This is a genomic window from Streptomyces sp. NPDC053076 (assembly GCF_044546845.1).
In the GTDB taxonomy this organism is placed as follows: domain Bacteria; phylum Actinomycetota; class Actinomycetes; order Streptomycetales; family Streptomycetaceae; genus Streptomyces.
This window is the reverse complement of sequence record NZ_JBITZL010000002.1, coordinates 163,962-179,231: the sequence shown is the minus strand read 5'-3', so window position 1 is coordinate 179,231 and position 15,270 is coordinate 163,962. Positions and strand designations below refer to the sequence as shown.

The following is a 15,270-nucleotide window of genomic DNA, read 5'->3' as shown; positions in this document are numbered from 1 at the left end:
CCGGCCGTCCCCCGTCCCCCGGACGCTCAGCCGGCCGTCCCCGTCAGGTACGACGAGACGACCACGTTCGCCGTGTAGCTGCGGGTGGCGCGGTCGAAGGTGCCGCCGCAGGTGATCAGACGGAGTTCGGCCCGGCCGGGCTCGCGCGGACCGTACGCCTGCCGGGCGTCGAAGCCCTCGCGGGGCAGGACACGGACATCGTCGACGGTGAACTCGGCGACCTTCCCGTCCGCGCGGAACACCCGGACCCTCTGGCCCGGCTTGAGGGTGCTGAGCTGGTAGAAGACCGCGGGCCGGGTCTCGGTGTCGACGTGGCCCACCAGCAGGGCCGCCCCGGTGGCACCGGGCTTGGGGCCGGCGCCGTACCAGCCGACCACGCCCGGCTGGTCGTAGGGCGGCGGGTCGACCGCGCCCTGGGCGTCCAGGCCGCGGGCCACCACCGGGGCCTGCACGCCCAGGGCGGGGATGTCGACACGCTGGGGCACCGCGTCGCCCAGGGGGCGCTGCGCGCGTGGCAGCCCGGCGAGCCCGCCGACGGCGAAGACGTCGCCCGTGCCGGGAGCGGCCGTGCCCGGCTCGACGTCGGTCACCCCGCGCCCCCACAGCCACAGCCCGAACAGCAGCAGCGTCCAGGCCAGGCCGGTGACGAGCCGCCCGGTGCCGGTGGTGCGCCCCTGCTCGTCGTCGGACATCGGCGTTCAGCCGGTACCGCGGCTCCGGCGGGCACGCAGCCCGACGGCGACCGCGGCGATCCCGGCGAGCGCCAGTCCGGTCACCGCCTGACCGGTGTCGGGGCCTGAACCGCTGGTGGCCACCGTGGCGAAGTGCGCCGTGCCGCCGCCGCCCGCGGGGACCGGGGCGACCGGCGAGGCGGAGGAGGTGAGCGGGCCGACGGGCTCCGCGGGCTGGGCGCCGTCCGGCCCGCCGACCGTGAGACTGCCGGTGATCGTCCGGTCCGAGCAGGTGACCTTCACGGTGTAGGCGCCCGGCTCCAGACCGGAACGGACGCGGGTCTCGCCGCTCATGACGCCCTGGGCGCGGTTCAGGATGCCCTCGGCGCCGGTCAGCCGGGCGTCGGACACGAAGGCGGACGAGGTGGCGGTGCCCTGCTCGCCGGTGCAGCCGCCGACCCGCAGGGCGACGTCGGTGCCCGGCGCCGGGGAGGCGGGAGTCACGGTGACCGAGCCGCCGTCCGCCGCGTGGGCCGCGGGAGCGACCGCGGTGACCGCGGCGGCGGCGAGTGTTGCCGTACAGAGAGTGAGGCGTAGTGAGCCCATCGTGAACCTCCAGTTACCAGGAGGCTCCCCCGGGCGGGGCGCCCCCGCATCCTCGGGAGGCACCCCGCTGCTCCGAACGGGTGACAGCGGGTTTCGGCCGGGCGGGACCCGCGCTCAGAGCACCAGGTCGACCAGGTCCGCGATGGAGTCGACGACCTGCGAGGGCCGGAACGGGTAGCGGTCGACGTCCTTGGGCTGTGTGACGCCGCTGAGCACGAGGAACGTGCGCATGCCGGCCTCCAGGCCCGCGAGCACGTCGGTGTCCATACGGTCCCCGATCATCGCGGAGGTCTCCGAGTGGGCGCCGATCGCGTTCAGCCCGGCCCGCATCATCAGCGGGTTGGGCTTGCCGACGAAGTACGGCTTCTTGCGGGTGGCAGCGGTGATCAGGGCGGCCACCGAGCCGGTGGCGGGCAGGTCGCCCTCGGTGGAGGGGCCGACGTTGTCGGGGTTGGTCGCGATGAACCGGGCGCCGTCGTTGATCAGCCGGACGGCCTTCGTCAGGGCCTCGAAGGAGTAGGTGCGGGTCTCGCCGAGGATCACGAAGTCGGGCTCGTGGTCGGTGAGGATGTAGCCGATGTCGTGCAGCGCGGTGGTCAGGCCGGCCTCGCCGATGACATAGGCGCTGCCGCCGGGCCGCTGGTCGTTCAGGAACTGCGCGGTGGCCAGGGCCGAGGTCCAGATGTTCTCCACCGGCACGTCCAGGCCCATGCGCCGCAGCCGGGCGTGCAGGTCACGGGCGGTGTAGATGGAGTTGTTGGTGAGCACCAGGAAGGGCCGGCCGGACTCGCGCAGCTTCTTCAGGAAGGCGTCGGCGCCCGGGATCGGCACGCCCTCATGGATCAGGACACCGTCCATGTCGGTGAGCCATGACTCGATGGGCTTGCGGTCTGCCATGTCGTTGCGTCTCCTGGCCTGTGTTCGAGCGAGCAGCGGGGGCGCCGGAACCACGGCGTACCGACGCCCCCAGCCTAGTCAGAACGGGCCGATCCTGACCCCGTCGATCACCCGGAACCAGTTGTCGCCGCCGGTGTACCGGAAGCGGACCCGGGCGCCGGCCGCTCCCGCGGGCACCTGGAGGGTGACGGTCTCGGTGCGCGAGGGCACGTCGGCGGTGTACGTCCGCACGGTCACCGGGGTGCCGCCGTCGTAGCCTCGGCGCGGCGGCACCCGCGAGACGGCACCCGCGGGGGCGGCCGGACCTCCGGAGGACTCAGCTGCCGGTGGCGGACTTCCAGTCCTCGACGTACGAGGTGAGGTTCTTGTCGATGTCGTTCCAGTCGGGCTCGAAGACCTCGACGCCGTCCATCAGCCTGGTCAGCACGATGGCGTTGGCGTCGGTGGCCTTGACGTCCTTGCGGGCGCTGAACCCGCCGCCGATCTCGCTCACCTCCTGCTGCTGCTTCCGCGCCGGCATGAAGTCGAGCAGCTTCTCGCCGTTCTCGCTGTGCGGGGCCTTGGTGACCAGGCCGGCCGCGTAGGGCGCGTCCGGGCACGGGAACCGGTCGAGGGTGACGAGGGTACGGCCGGGCGTCCGCCCCTGCCGGCGTACGCCCTCGGTGTAGCTGGCGAGGGACAGCGGCTGGGCGAGCTTGGGCCCGGCGACGACCGTCCCGCGCCCCCGGCGCCGCAGCCGCCTCTCCAGCACCAGCTCCCGTACGGCCTGCCGCACGGTCTCGCGGGCCACGTCGTAGCGCTCGGCCAGGTCCCGCTCGGTGGGGATGACACCGCCCTCGCCCAGCTCCTCCAGCAGCGCGGCGATCCGTGCCTTCACCGCGTAGTACTTGGGAATGCGCCCGTGCTCGGGAATTCCGGAGCGGACGGGGGCACCGGGGGCCTGGTCGTTCGGGTAGTCCACGCAGGGATCGTCGCAGACGGGTAGACGCCCCGGGAACGGGCCCCGGCTCAGCGACGGCTGCGGCGCCGGCGCCTGGTCGTTCACGTAACTCACCGAGAGGTCACCACGGACGGCGCCGAACGGACCGCGGACGGAACCCGGCTCAGCGACGACTGCGGGCCGGCGCCTGGTCGTTCATGTAATCCCCCGAGAGGTCACCACGGACGGCGGACGGAACCCGGCTCAGCGACGGCTGCGGGCCAGCAGGAACGCGCCGGCACCCGCGGCGAGCAGGGCGGCGACGGCGGCGAGCAGCCCGAGGGCGAGCCCCGGCCCGGTGCGCGCCAGCTCCCGCGCCTCCCGGGCGAGGGAGAGGGAGGAGTCCGGGGCGCCGGTGCCGGTGGGGGTGGGCGCCGCGCTGCCGGCGGGGACGGTGGGCACACCTGCCGCTTCCTGCGCGTCCCCGGGGTCCGGGGCGTCCGCCGTGTCCTGGGGGTCCAGCGTGTCCGGGCCGTCCTCCGTGTCGCCCGTGTCACCCGTGGCGCCCGTGTCACCCGTGGCGCCCGTGTCCTGCGAGTCCTGCGGGTCTTGCGGGGCCTGCGGGGCCTGCGGATGCTGCTTGTCCTGGGCCTCCTGCGTGTCCTCTTGCGTGTCCTCTTGCGGGTCCTCGGTTTCCTGCGGGTCCTGGGTGTTCTCCCGCTCCCGGTCGATCCCGAAGCGGTAGGCGTTCGACTCCCCCACCCAGTCCCCGTCCTCGCCGCGCCGCTGCACGGCGGCGACGTGGGCGGTGACCTGGTCGGACACGGCGTCGGAGGTGAGCGCGAGCCGGACCCGGACACTGACGGTCCTGCCGGGCGGCACGGTGAACCCGCCGAATCCGGAGCCCGCCAGCACACCGACCAGTTCCTGCTGATCGGTGGTCTCGAAGGTCACCGGCCGGGCCTTGGGCCCGTCGTAGAAGTCCAGCTGGGGCTGGTTCGCCCGCAGGGCACGCTTGTCGTCGACGAGGACCACGACCGGGTGGACGCCGGCGCAGGTCGTACGGGTGGTGTTGGTGAGGTCGATGTACCAGGTGCCGTATCCGCCGCCGGCCTCGAAAGAACCGGGCCCACCCCGGATCCGGGTGGCCAGCGGGAAGGCCCGCGCGTCGGCGCCCGCACAGGCGGGCTCGGCGAGCGCGTGCGCGTCCCCCGCCGGGAGAAGGAGGAGGGGGGCGGCGGGGGCGACGGTTGCGGCCAGGCCGAGGGACAGGGACGTACGCAGTCGCATGAACACATGACCATGCCGGAAGCACCGGAGGGACCAGGGCCGCCACTCCGGGCACGCCGGCGAGGTCCCCCCGATCGGCGCACGCCCGGCCCCCCGGCCAGGACCTCAGACACGCCGCACGCCCCCGCACTCCGCTCGACCACCACACCATGGACGGACCTCCGGTGCGGGATTCCCGGTCAGGACGAGAGCCTGACCCATCGACCGCTGTCACTCGTGCTGACGCATTCCTGGTAGGGGTTGGGGTCCCCCTGGCGTTCCCGGCACTTCCACGCGGTACCGGCCGCGCGGACCTCGACGGGCGCGGCCGCCGAACCATTCGAGACCTTGGTGTAGGCGGCCGCCACCTCGAGAGCGGTCGCGCAGGACCCCTTCTCGGCGGCCCACACCGCCAGCCCGGTCGCCTTGTCCGTGCCGCAGTACGCGACGGGCTTCCGTTCCGGCGCCCGATCCGCGCCCGCGCCCGTGTCCGCGAAGGCAGGGGCGGGGACCGTGAGGCAGAGCGCGAGGGCTCCCAGCAGGCCCGCGGCCGTTCTCGTCCTGGTCGAATGCACTTCGTGTGCCCTCCTTGCCGAACGGGGAAGACCGGATGCGTCGAGTACCCGGCCCTCCTTCCCCATACCCGCGGCGGGGGTCGTGGGGGCGGGTGCGCGGTGGGGTGGCGTCCTGCCGGCTGAGGCTCCGCTCCTCGCGGACGCCGCGGATCCGCTCACCCCTCTCGTGGTGGCGGGGCCGACGGCCCGGTCGCCGGGCGGAGCGGGACGAGACACCCATGCACCCGTACACGTCACCCATCCCGTGGCGGCGGGCGACGCCCCGGTCGCCGCGCGAAGCGGCACGAGACACCCATGCACCCGTGCACCCGTGCACCCGTGCATCCGTGCAATGCCGCCAAGGCCGTGGAGAGCGTTTCGGGTGCCGTGAGACCGCAGGCGGTGCCGCCTCTCCGGCTCCCGGACCGCACCAGGCACCGACTCACGACTCAGACGTCTCCCCGCCCGAACAACGGCGCCAACAGCAACTGCGCGGCCCCCTCGGCCACCACCCGCTCGCCCCGCGGGGCCATCCGCACCGGCACACCGCCCCCGCTCGTCCCCTCCCGCCGGGCCCGCGCCCCCAGTACTTCACCGACCCCCCGCACATACGCCCCGGGCGCCCGGGCCACCGTGCGCCCCCCGAGCAGCACCACGTCGATGTCCAGCAGCCCCACCAGATTCCCGGCCGCGACCCCCAGCACCCGCGCCGCCTCGGCCACCTCGCCCCGCGCCACCGCCGCGAGGCACAGCACCTCCACGCAGCCCCGGTTCCCGCACTCGCACAGCGGGCCGTCCAGCTGGACCACCTGGTGCCCGAACTCCCCCGCCCCGGTCCGCGCGCCGCGGTGCACGCTCCCGCCGATCACCAGCCCGGCACCGAGCCCCGTACCGAGGTGCAGATAGGCGAAGGACCCGCCCGCCACCTCCTCCGCGCCCCCGACCGCCAGCCCGAGCGCCGCCGCATTGGTGTCCTTGTCCACCACCACCGGCACCCCGAGCCGCTCCGCGAGGGCGTCCCGCAGCGGAAAGCCGTCCCACTCGGGAAATCCGGTGACCCGGTGCAGCACCCCGTGCGCATGGTCCAACGGCCCGGGCAGCGCGACCCCCACCCCCACCAAGGATCCGACCCCGGCGAGCCCCGCACCCCCACCAGCCACCGCCCCACCGGCAACCACACCCCCACCAGCCACCGACCCACCCCTCTCACCCGGCTCCTCCCCCGCCAGGTCGCCTCCACCCAGGTCGCCTCCGTCCAGCGCCCCGCCGTCCAGCGCCTTCTCCGCCAGGCCCCCGCCGTCCAGCTCCCCACCTTCCAGCGCCTCCCCCGCCTGGCCCCCGACCGCCAGTGCCCCGACCGTCTGGCCCGCGACCGTCTGGCCCGCGACCGCCAGTTCCCCGACCACCTCACGCACCGCCGCGCACACCGCCCCCAGCACGGCTTCCGCGCCTGCCCCCAGGTCCAGGTCCCCGTGCCGCTCCCCCACCACGGCGCCGTCGAGATCGACGAGCACCACCCGCAGCTCGTCGCGGTCCAGGTGGACCCCGACCGCGTGCCCCGCCTCCGGCACCAGTCGCAGTACGGTCCGCGGCTTGCCCCCGGTCGACGCGCGCCGCCCGGCCTCCGCCGCGAACCCCTGCTCCCGCAGCCGCGCGGTGATCTTGCTGACCGCCTGGGGGGTCAGCCCGGTGCGCTCGGCCAGCTCCAGCCGGCTGATGCCCTCGGCCCCGGCGTCCCGCAGCAGGCCCAGCACCAGAGCGGTGTTGTGACTGCGTACGAGGCCCAGATTCGCCCCCGCCGGACCGCCGCTCCTCGGCGTCGTCCTGGCCGCCGTCCCGGTCGCCGCACCCGTCGTCGCCCTTGTCCTGTTCACGACCCCATTCTCCCCACCGCTTGCACTTCCGCAACAGCGTTGCCAAAGTGGGAGGCATGACTGCTACTCCCCTCCGCGTCGGCCTGATCGGCTACGGCCTCGCCGGCTCCGTCTTCCACGCCCCGCTGATCGCCGCCACCGAGGGCCTCGCCCTGGACACGGTGGTCACCTCCAACCCGGAGCGGCAGCAGCAGGCCCGTGCCGAGTTCCCGGACGTGCGGACGGCCGCCACCCCCGAGGAGCTGTTCGACCGCGCGGCCGAGCTGGACCTGATCGTCATCGCCTCCCCGAACAAGACGCACGTCCCGCTGGCCACGGCCGCCCTCAAGGCGGGCCTGCCGGTGGTCGTGGACAAGCCGGTCGCCGGCACCGCGGCCGAGGCCCGCGATCTCGCCGCCCTCGCCGAGGAGCGCGGCCTGCTCCTCTCGGTCTTCCAGAACCGCCGCTGGGACAACGACTTCCTGACCCTCCGCCGGCTCCTCGCGGACGGCGAACTCGGCGACGCCTGGCGCTTCGAGTCCCGCTTCGAACGCTGGCGTCCGCGGACCAAGGGCGGCTGGCGCGAGTCCGGCGACCCGGCGGAGATCGGAGGTCTGCTCTACGACCTCGGCAGCCACGTCGTCGACCAGGCCCTGGTCCTCTTCGGCCCGGTCACCGAGGTGTACGCCGAGACGGACATCCGCCGCCCGGGCGCCGAGACCGACGACGACACCTTCATCGCGCTCACCCACGCGAGCGGCGTGCGCTCCCACCTCTACGTCTCCGCGACGGCCGCCCAGCTCGGCCCCCGCTTCCGCGTGCTGGGCTCCCGCGCGGGCTACGTCAAGTACGGCCTGGACCCACAGGAAGCGGCCCTGCGCGAGGGGAGCCGACCCGGCGCCATCGCCGACTGGGGCGCGGAGGACGAGTCCCTGTGGGGCCGTATCGGCTCCGGGGAGTCCCCGCTGACCGGCGGCGGCACCCCCGTGCCGACGCTCCCCGGTGACTACCCCGCCTACTACACGGCCGTCGCCGACGCCCTGCGCGGCACCGGCCCCAACCCGGTGACCGCCCTGGAGGCGGCCGCCGCGCTCGACGTACTGGAAGCGGCCCGCAGGTCCGCCCGCGACAAGGTGACGGTGACCCTCTGATGCCCCGGTCCACTCCTGGAACCACTCCCGAGCTCACCCCGTCCATCGAGGAACTGGAGGCGCAGCAACGGCGCCTGGTCCTGCGGCGGTTCACCCATGACGACGCCTGGGCCCTCGGCTCGCTCCTGGTGGAGCTGGCCCGGGAGCGGCAGGCGCCGGTCGCCATCGACATCCACCGCGCCGGTCAGCAGCTCTTCCACGCCGCCCTGCCGGGCTCCACCCCGGACAACGACGCCTGGATCGCCCGCAAACGCCGGGTGGTGGAGCGCTACGGCGCCGCCTCCTACCTGGTCGGCGCCCGCTTCCGGGCCAAGGGCACGACGTTCGAGGAGTCCTCCCGTCTCGACCCGGACGCGTACGCGGCCCACGGCGGCTCCTTCCCGATCACGGTCGAGGGCGCCGGCGTGATCGGCACGGTGACCGTCTCCGGCCTGCCCCAGCTCCAGGACCACAAGTTGGTGGTGGAGGCGCTGGAGGAGTTCCTCGGCCGTTCGGCCGACTGAGGGAACGCGGGAATCACCCCGGGACGCCCTGCGGTTGGCAAGAGCCGGAGCCGTGATGATCACGGCACAGCCCACCACCGGAGGGATTCACGCCCGATGACCACCTCATTGAAGGAGACCGTCGGCCGGTACGGCATCTGGAGCGTCGAGCTGCGCTCGGAGGACCCGGACCGGCGCGGCGAACTGGACGAGGCCGTGGCCGAGTTGGAGGAACTCGGATACGGCGCCGTCTGGCTGGGCGGCAACAGCACCGCGGACCACGCGGCACCGCTCCTCGGGGCGACGCGCCGCGTCGTGGTCGGCACCAGCATCCAGAGCGTCTGGCAGCAGGACGCCGACACGACGGCGGCCGGCTTCACGGAGGTGGACGCGGCCCATCCCGGCCGCTTCGCGCTGGGCCTCGGGGTGAGCCACGGCCCGCTGGTCAAGGACTACCGCCGCCCTTACTCGGCGATGACCGGATACCTCGACGAGCTGGACAAGGCGGGCGTGCCCGCTGACCGCCGGGTGCTCGCCGCGCTGGGCCCCCGGATGCTGGGCCTGTCCCGCGACCGGGCGGCCGGCGCGATCCCCTACCTGGTCACGCCCGAGCACACCGCCCAGGCCCGCGAGATCCTGGGCGACCGGCCGCTGCTGGCCCCGGAGTTCAAGGTGGTCCTGGAGTCCGACCCGGCCCGCGCCCGGGAGACGGCCCGCGCCTACCTGGTCCGCTATCTGGAACTTCCCAACTACACCGGCAACTTCCTGCGCCTGGGCTTCACGGAGGACGACATCGCCGACGGCGGCAGCGACCGTCTCATCGACGCGGTCTTCGCCTGGGGCGACGAGGCCCGGATCCGCGAGCGCGTCGCGGCCTTCCACGAGGCGGGCGCGGACCACGTGGCCCTCCAGGTGGTGACGGCGAACACGGGCGCCACCCTCCCCAGGAAGGAATGGCGCACCCTCGCTTCTCTGCTGGCGTGACGGAACCGACCACGGGGGCGCGGGCCATGTCCGGTACGCGCCCCCGCCCCGCGTGGGCGGCGGGCGCACGGGCCACGTCCGGCACGCGACCCCGCCCGGCGTGGGCGGCGGGCGTGCGGGGCCGTGGGCGTGCGGGCTGCGGCGTGCTGGCTGCGGGCGTGCGGGCCGCGTTCGGCAGCGGCCCCTTTCGGCAGCGGCCCCTGGTGTGGACGCGATCGGCCTGGACGGCCCGTGGCCGGCAACCGACAGCCGACAGCCGGCAACCGGCAACCGGCAACCGACCTGGGACGCGGTTCTCCGGCGCTGCCGACTGAGCGTCTACGCGTCCTTGAGTTCTTGCCGCTGCCGTCCGAGCCCCTCGATCTCCAGCTCGACGACATCCCCGGCCCTCAGATAGGGCTTGGGCTCGGGCTGCCCCATCGCCACCCCCGCCGGTGTCCCCGTGCTGATGACGTCCCCGGGGTACAGCGTCATGAACCGGCTGAGGTAGCGCACGACCTCCCCGACCGAGAAGATCTGCTCGGCCGTCGTACCGTCCTGCTTCAGCTCGCCGTTCACCCACAGCTTCAGTGGGAGAGCCTGCGGGTCGGCCACCTCGTCGGCCGTCACCAGCCACGGCCCCAGCGGATTGAACGTCTCGCAGTTCTTGCCCTTGTCCCAGGTGCCGCCCCGCTCGATCTGGAACTCCCGCTCGGAGACGTCGTGCGCGACCGCGTACCCGGCGACGTGCGCGAGTGCCTCCTCGGCCGAGTCCAGATAGCGGGCCGTACGGCCGATGACGACCGCGAGTTCGACCTCCCAGTCGGTCTTCACCGAGTCACGCGGCACCAGCACCGTGTCGTACGGCCCCACGACCGTGTCCGGCGCCTTGAGGAAGACGACCGGCTCGGAGGGCGGCTCGGCGCCCGTCTCGCGGGCGTGGTCGTGGTAGTTGAGCCCGATGCACACCACTTTCCCGATGCGGCCGACCGGGGGCCCGACGCGCAGGCCGGCCGGGTCCAGCGCGGGCAGCTCACCGGCCTCGGCCGCCGCCCGCACCCGGCCGAGCGCGGTGTCGTCGGCGAGGAGCACGCCGTCGATGTCGTCCACGAGGCCCGACAGGTCCCGCAAGGTCCCCTCGGCGTCGAGCAGTGCGGGCCGCTCCGCCCCCGCCGTACCGACTCGCAGCAGCTTCATGGTCACAATCTCCCTCGATCGCGGGCGCCCCGTCGATGAGTGCGGCCATCGGAGGACTGGTCGATCCTCCAATCACCCTGTCCACTCCGCAAGACCCTGTTCACGTACTGGACCGTAACGATGACCGCTCAGCGCGTCAGCTCACACTGCCCAGCGGTCGGTTCACACTGCCCAGCGGTGCGGCGCGCGCTGCCCAGCGGTGCGGCGGGCGCCGCCCAGCCGCACGGCGCGTGGTTCAGCGGTACGGCGGGCGCTGATCAGCCGTGCGGCGCGTGGCTCAGCGGTACAGCAGGGCCTGTTCCGCCGCGCCCCAGGCCGTGCTGGTGACGATGTACAGCGCGGCGGCCAGCGGAACGACCGCCACCGTGACGAGGGTGAAGAAGGACATGAACGGCGTGAACCGGGCGATCGCGGCGAGGCCGGGCACCTGGTCACCGGCGGCGACCGGGGTCGGCTGCCGGGTGGCCGTCCGCCGGGCGCGCCGGTAGTTGACGGTGGCGACGGCCGCGGCGAGGGCGAAGAGGCCGAGGTAGACCAGTCCGGCGGGACCGGCCATCCCACCGTCGGTGAGCGCGTCGGTCCAGCGTCCGCCGAGCGGTGCCGCGAACAGACGGTGGCCGAGCAGGCCGTTGCTCTCGCCGCCGATCGTGGTGCTGGAGAAGAGGTGGTAGAGGAGGAAGAAGGCGGGCAGCTGGAGCAGGCTGGGCAGGCAGCCGGCGAGCGGCGAGACCTTTTGCTCGGCGTGCAGTTCCAGCACCGCCTGCTGGAGCCGCTGGGGATTCTTCCCGTGCTTCTCGCGCAGCTCGGCGATCCGCGGCTGGAGGGCGGCCTGGGCGCGCCTGCCGCGGGCGGCGGCCCGGGACAGCGGGTGGACGAGGAGCCGTACGAGGGCGGTGAACAGGACGATCGCGGCGGCTGCCGCGGAGGCGTGGAAGAGCGGGGTCAGCAGGTCGGCGAGGTGCTCGACCAGGCGGGCGAAGACGGACATGGGTGAGCCCTCCGAGGGGTCTCGTCGTGCCGGAAGCAACCGGGGCGTCCGTAAGCGACGGGACGGGACGCACCGGTGATGAGTGGAAATCGGCATGACGACCCGCGCGGGGTCACGCGCTGGCGTGTGTGAGGACGTGCCCTACGCGGCGGTCGCCGGACGGGCGTGTCCGGGCGCTCTGGGACGCCGCCGCCCGGGCGCGTCGGGATCGCGCTGGGGCAGGAAGGCCGTACGGCGGGCCCGGTCGCGTATCGCCGTGCGGACGCGGGTCGGGGGTACGGCGGGCACGGTGCGCGCGGCCAGCAGGGCGCAGACGGAGAGCGTGGCGGTGGCGGTCGCGGCGAGAGCGACGGCGGTGCCCAGGCCACCGGTGTCGTGCAGGGCGGACTGGAGCAGCAGCAGCTGCGCCAGAGGCATCAGGAGGGCGAGGGCGGCGAACGCACGCGTGGCGACACGGCCGTTCATCGGCACTCCCCCCTTCCCTTCACTCGCTGTCAGTGTGCCAGGTGCACCGGATCGGTCTCCAGGGGCTCCAGCAACCGTTTCGGCCGCAGCAGCGCCCTGCTGACCGGATCCGTCGGCGCGGAGTCCAGTTCCGGGCCCGGCACCATGACAACGTCCGCGACCGGCACGAGAGTTCCGCAGGCGGCACATGTTCCGTACGCCTCGACGTTCCCGCCGCAGTCCACGTGCCGGAAGGACCGCAGCCGGTGGCCGTCGACGTACTCGCGCCCCCACTGGCCGAGGGCGCGCAGCGCGGGCCAGAGGGCGGCGCCGCGCTCGGTGACGACGTACTCGTCCCGCGGCGGCGTCTCCTGGTACCGGCGCTTCTCCAGGATGCCCTCCTCGGTGAGGGTGCGGAGCCGGGCCGACAGGACGGCGCGCGGGATGCCGAGGTGGACGAGGAAGTCGTTGTAGCGCCGGACGCCGTAGATCGCGTCGCGGACGACGAGCAGCGTCCACCGCTCGCCGACGACCTCCAGCGCGCGGGCGATCGAGCACTCCTGCGTCACGTAGTCCTTGCCCAGTGCCATGCCCTCCACTGTAACCACTGGCCGCAGGATGGTTCAGTGAACGAACCTATGGTGCTACCGTGGCGGGGACAGGTCGGTTCAATGACCGAACCGACGGTGGTCGGCTCCGCCGGACGGACCGGGGCCCCGAAAGGACAGGAAAGGCCATGACCCGGCTCGACTCCGCCACAACCCCCGCAGTCGTACGCGCCGCCGCTCCCCAGGACGCCCCGGCACGTCCCCGCGCCACCCTGGCCCTGACCAGCGCGGCCACCACCGTGGCCCTGATGACGTACACGGCCCCGATGGTCACGCTGCCGGACACCGCGAGCGACCTGCACACCCCGCTCTCCGCCCAGGCGTGGCTGCTCAACGGGACCCCGCTCGGCCTCGCCGCCCTGCTGCTCGTGGCCGGCAGCCTCGCCGACGACTACGGCCGCCGCCGGATCTTCCTCGCCGGCACCCTGGCCCTCGGCCTCACCACCGCCCTCGCCGCGTTCACCACGTCGACCTGGCAGTTCACCCTGGCCCGCATCGCCCAGGGCGCGGCCTCCGCCGCCCTGCTGGCCAGCGCCCTCGGCCTGATCGTGCACGCCTTCCCCAGCCCGCGCGGCCGGCTGCACGCCACCGGTGTGTGGGGCGCCTTCGTCAGCGGCGGCATCGCCGTGGGCCCGCTGCTCGCGGGCGCGCTGCCGAACTGGCGGGCGGGCTACGGCGTCCTGGGCGCCGGCGCCCTCGTCGTGGCCGCGCTCGGCAGCCGGGCGCTGACCGAGTCCCGCGCCCCGCGCGGCGGCCGGCCGGACGTGCTCGGCGCGCTCACCTTCGGCCTGGCCCTGGTGGCGCTGGTCGCGGCCCTGACCCTGGGCCGGGACGGCTGGCTGCGCACCCCGGTCGGTCTGCTGCTCGGCGCGGCCGTCGTCCTGTTCGCCGTGTTCGTCGCGGTGGAACGGCGGACCGGAACGCCGATGATCGACCTCGGGCTGCTGCGCCACCCCCGCTTCCTGGCCTCCTCCGCGGGCGGACTGTTCACCGGCCTGGCCGTGATCGGCATGTTCAGCTTCCTGCCGGCGCTGCTCCAGCAGGCCCTCCGGCTCTCCCCGCTGACCACGGCCTGGCTGTTCCTGCTCTGGTCCGGCCTGAGCTTCGCCGTCGCCCTCCAGGTCAAGCACCTGGCCGGCCGGATCGCCCCACGGACCCAGCTCGCCCTCGGCTTCACCCTGCACGCGATCGCCGTCGTGACGATGCTCGGCGCGATCGGCTCCGGCTCCTGGGCACGGCTGCTGCCCGGGCTGATCGTCGGCGGCATCGGCAGCGGCCTGCTGAACGGCGCGCTGCCGCTGCTCGCGGTCGAGTCGGTACCGCGCGAGCGAGCCGCGATGGGCTCCGGCGCCCAGCAGACCTTCCGCTACATCGGCTCCTGCGCCGGCGTGGCCCTGACCATCGCCCTCGCCACGTCGGCCGACGACCTGGCCCGGGGCGCGAACATCGCCCTACTGGTGTCGGCGGGGCTGGCGGCGACGGGGGCGGCGGGGGTGCTGGCACTGCGGGAGCGGGAGCGGTAGGAGCGCGGGGCCGGGCGGTGGGCGTGCGGGACCGGGGCCGGACGATGTGCGGAAGCCTGGGCGATAGGCGAGCGGAAGCCGAAGCCGAAGCCGGACGGCGTGCGGAGGCGGGAGCGGTCGGCGTGCCGGAGCGGGGCGGTGGAGGTTCGGTGCCGGCTCACCTCGGCCGCATGGACACCAGCTTGGCCCACACCACCAGCCGGTACCGGGACGTGAATTCGGGCGTGCAGGTGGTGAGGGTGAGGTAGTAGCCCGGCTCTTCGTACCCGTACCCGGGCCGCACCAGCGAGCGCGGGACCGGCCGGACGACCCCCGAGTCCGTCGCCGACGTCCGCGGCAGCACCTGGTCGACGTCGTACGTGTATGTCGCCGACCGCGTCTCCACCTCGACGGCGTCCCCCCGCCGCAGCCGCGGCAGGTACCGGAAGGGCTCGCCGTGCGTGTTCCGGTGCCCGGCGAGCGCGAAGTTCCCGGCCTGCCCCGGCTGCTGGGTCCCGCGGTAGTGACCGACGTACCCCTTGTCGAGCACGTCCGCCTTGCTCACGCCCTCGGCGACGGGGACGCGCAGGTCCAGCCGGGGAACGGTGAGCACGGCGTACGCCTGTGACCGCCGGGGCGGGGGCGCGGGGTCGTACGAGCCCCGTACCGCGCCGGACTCCCCCGACTTCCCGGAGCCCGGCCCCCCAGCGGAGGCCGCACCGGACCCACCCCCACCGCCCCCACCATCTCCCGTGGCTCCTCGACCACCGGAGGCTCCGGAACCTCCGCCGCCGTCAGGACCGCCGGACGACGACGCCCCGCCGTCGGCGGCCCCCGTACCGCTCCCCCACTCCCGCTCCAGCGCCGCCACCTTCCGCTCCGCGCCGCGCCGGGCCTCGCGGTTGGTCCACCACAACTGGTGCACGACCAGCAGCAGGAGAACCAGCCCGGCCGACACGAGCACCTCGCCACCGCCCCACAGCACCTGCCTGCACCGGGCACGCCGCCGCCGGTCCCTGTGCCGTACGACCCGCACACCCGCCACAGCCCGCATCCGCACCCACCTCCAGCCGGAGCCGCCCGCACGATAGGCGCAGCGCCCTCAACTGGCCAGAGACAGAAGGCCCTGACCCCTGCCGGGTCTCGGCCGCCACGGCCGGTGACCT

At 74.2% G+C, this 15,270-nt stretch carries 17 protein-coding genes; 4 read left to right on the top strand and 13 right to left on the bottom strand.

Features of this window, described 5'->3' with window-relative positions; translation table 11 throughout:
- Positions 1-26 precede the first annotated feature (26 nt).
- The 8 genes from ACIGYR_RS08110 to ACIGYR_RS08075 form a co-directional block, all read right to left on the bottom strand.
- Positions 27-692 (bottom strand): class F sortase, encoded by a 666-nt coding sequence (locus ACIGYR_RS08110; protein ID WP_399596330.1) that lies wholly within the window; start codon positions 690-692, stop codon positions 27-29.
- 6 nt (positions 693-698) lie between these two features.
- Positions 699-1,277, bottom strand: coding sequence for a hypothetical protein (locus ACIGYR_RS08105; protein ID WP_391845170.1), 579 nt, complete (start codon positions 1,275-1,277; stop codon positions 699-701).
- Positions 1,278-1,391: 114 nt separating this feature from the next.
- The gene (locus ACIGYR_RS08100; RefSeq protein WP_391845168.1) at positions 1,392-2,174 is read right to left on the bottom strand and encodes an HAD-IIA family hydrolase; all 783 of its coding nucleotides are present in this window, start codon (positions 2,172-2,174) and stop codon (positions 1,392-1,394) included.
- Positions 2,175-2,252: 78 nt separating this feature from the next.
- Entirely contained in the window at positions 2,253-2,447 is a 195-nt protein-coding gene (locus ACIGYR_RS08095) for a hypothetical protein (protein WP_399596333.1), read from the bottom strand.
- A 43-nt stretch (positions 2,448-2,490) separates the two neighbouring features.
- Positions 2,491-3,135: a GntR family transcriptional regulator gene (locus ACIGYR_RS08090; protein WP_399596334.1), complete on the bottom strand. Its 645-nt coding sequence runs from the start codon at positions 3,133-3,135 to the stop codon at positions 2,491-2,493.
- Between the two features lie 222 nt (positions 3,136-3,357).
- Positions 3,358-4,383 (bottom strand): hypothetical protein, encoded by a 1,026-nt coding sequence (locus ACIGYR_RS08085; RefSeq protein ID WP_399596336.1) that lies wholly within the window; start codon positions 4,381-4,383, stop codon positions 3,358-3,360.
- Between the two features lie 179 nt (positions 4,384-4,562).
- Positions 4,563-4,937, bottom strand: a complete 375-nt coding sequence (locus ACIGYR_RS08080; protein WP_399596338.1) for a hypothetical protein — start codon at positions 4,935-4,937, stop codon at positions 4,563-4,565.
- Between the two features lie 428 nt (positions 4,938-5,365).
- Positions 5,366-6,790 carry an ROK family protein gene (locus ACIGYR_RS08075; protein ID WP_399596339.1) on the bottom strand — a complete coding sequence of 475 codons (1,425 nt, stop codon included), beginning with the start codon at positions 6,788-6,790 and terminating at the stop codon, positions 5,366-5,368.
- Between the two features lie 56 nt (positions 6,791-6,846).
- On the opposite strand from ACIGYR_RS08075, the gene ACIGYR_RS08070 reads away from it, so the two are divergent.
- The 3 genes from ACIGYR_RS08070 (at position 6,847) to ACIGYR_RS08060 (ending at position 9,386) form a co-directional block, all read left to right on the top strand.
- The gene (locus ACIGYR_RS08070) at positions 6,847-7,920 is read left to right on the top strand and encodes a Gfo/Idh/MocA family oxidoreductase (protein WP_399596341.1); all 1,074 of its coding nucleotides are present in this window, start codon (positions 6,847-6,849) and stop codon (positions 7,918-7,920) included.
- On the top strand, positions 7,920-8,423 hold the full coding sequence (locus tag ACIGYR_RS08065; protein WP_391845159.1) for a heme-degrading domain-containing protein: 504 nt from the start codon (positions 7,920-7,922) through the stop codon (positions 8,421-8,423). The genes ACIGYR_RS08070 and ACIGYR_RS08065 overlap by 1 nt, the downstream gene beginning before the upstream one ends.
- A gap of 96 nt (positions 8,424-8,519) precedes the next feature.
- Positions 8,520-9,386, top strand: a complete 867-nt coding sequence (locus ACIGYR_RS08060; protein ID WP_399596343.1) for an LLM class F420-dependent oxidoreductase — start codon at positions 8,520-8,522, stop codon at positions 9,384-9,386.
- Between the two features lie 318 nt (positions 9,387-9,704).
- Here the strand turns inward: ACIGYR_RS08060 and ACIGYR_RS08055 are convergent, their stop codons facing one another.
- The 4 genes from ACIGYR_RS08055 to ACIGYR_RS08040 all read right to left on the bottom strand — a co-directional run bounded on the left by ACIGYR_RS08055 (position 9,705) and on the right by ACIGYR_RS08040 (position 12,593).
- Entirely contained in the window at positions 9,705-10,562 is an 858-nt protein-coding gene (locus ACIGYR_RS08055) for a fumarylacetoacetate hydrolase family protein (RefSeq protein ID WP_399596344.1), read from the bottom strand.
- Between the two features lie 277 nt (positions 10,563-10,839).
- Positions 10,840-11,550: a YidC/Oxa1 family membrane protein insertase gene (locus ACIGYR_RS08050; RefSeq protein WP_399596346.1), complete on the bottom strand. Its 711-nt coding sequence runs from the start codon at positions 11,548-11,550 to the stop codon at positions 10,840-10,842.
- A gap of 141 nt (positions 11,551-11,691) precedes the next feature.
- Positions 11,692-12,015 (bottom strand): DUF6412 domain-containing protein, encoded by a 324-nt coding sequence (locus ACIGYR_RS08045; RefSeq protein ID WP_399596347.1) that lies wholly within the window; start codon positions 12,013-12,015, stop codon positions 11,692-11,694.
- Positions 12,016-12,044: 29 nt separating this feature from the next.
- The gene (locus ACIGYR_RS08040) at positions 12,045-12,593 is read right to left on the bottom strand and encodes a winged helix-turn-helix transcriptional regulator (protein WP_391845586.1); all 549 of its coding nucleotides are present in this window, start codon (positions 12,591-12,593) and stop codon (positions 12,045-12,047) included.
- A gap of 137 nt (positions 12,594-12,730) precedes the next feature.
- Between ACIGYR_RS08040 and ACIGYR_RS08035 the strand changes: the two genes are divergently transcribed.
- Complete coding sequence (locus ACIGYR_RS08035; protein ID WP_399596348.1) at positions 12,731-14,125, top strand: MFS transporter; 1,395 nt, start codon at positions 12,731-12,733, stop codon at positions 14,123-14,125.
- A gap of 157 nt (positions 14,126-14,282) precedes the next feature.
- On the opposite strand, the gene ACIGYR_RS08030 is transcribed toward ACIGYR_RS08035, so the two are convergent.
- Positions 14,283-15,158, bottom strand: coding sequence for a class E sortase (locus tag ACIGYR_RS08030; RefSeq protein WP_399596349.1), 876 nt, complete (start codon positions 15,156-15,158; stop codon positions 14,283-14,285).
- Between the last annotated feature and the right edge of the window lie 112 nt (positions 15,159-15,270).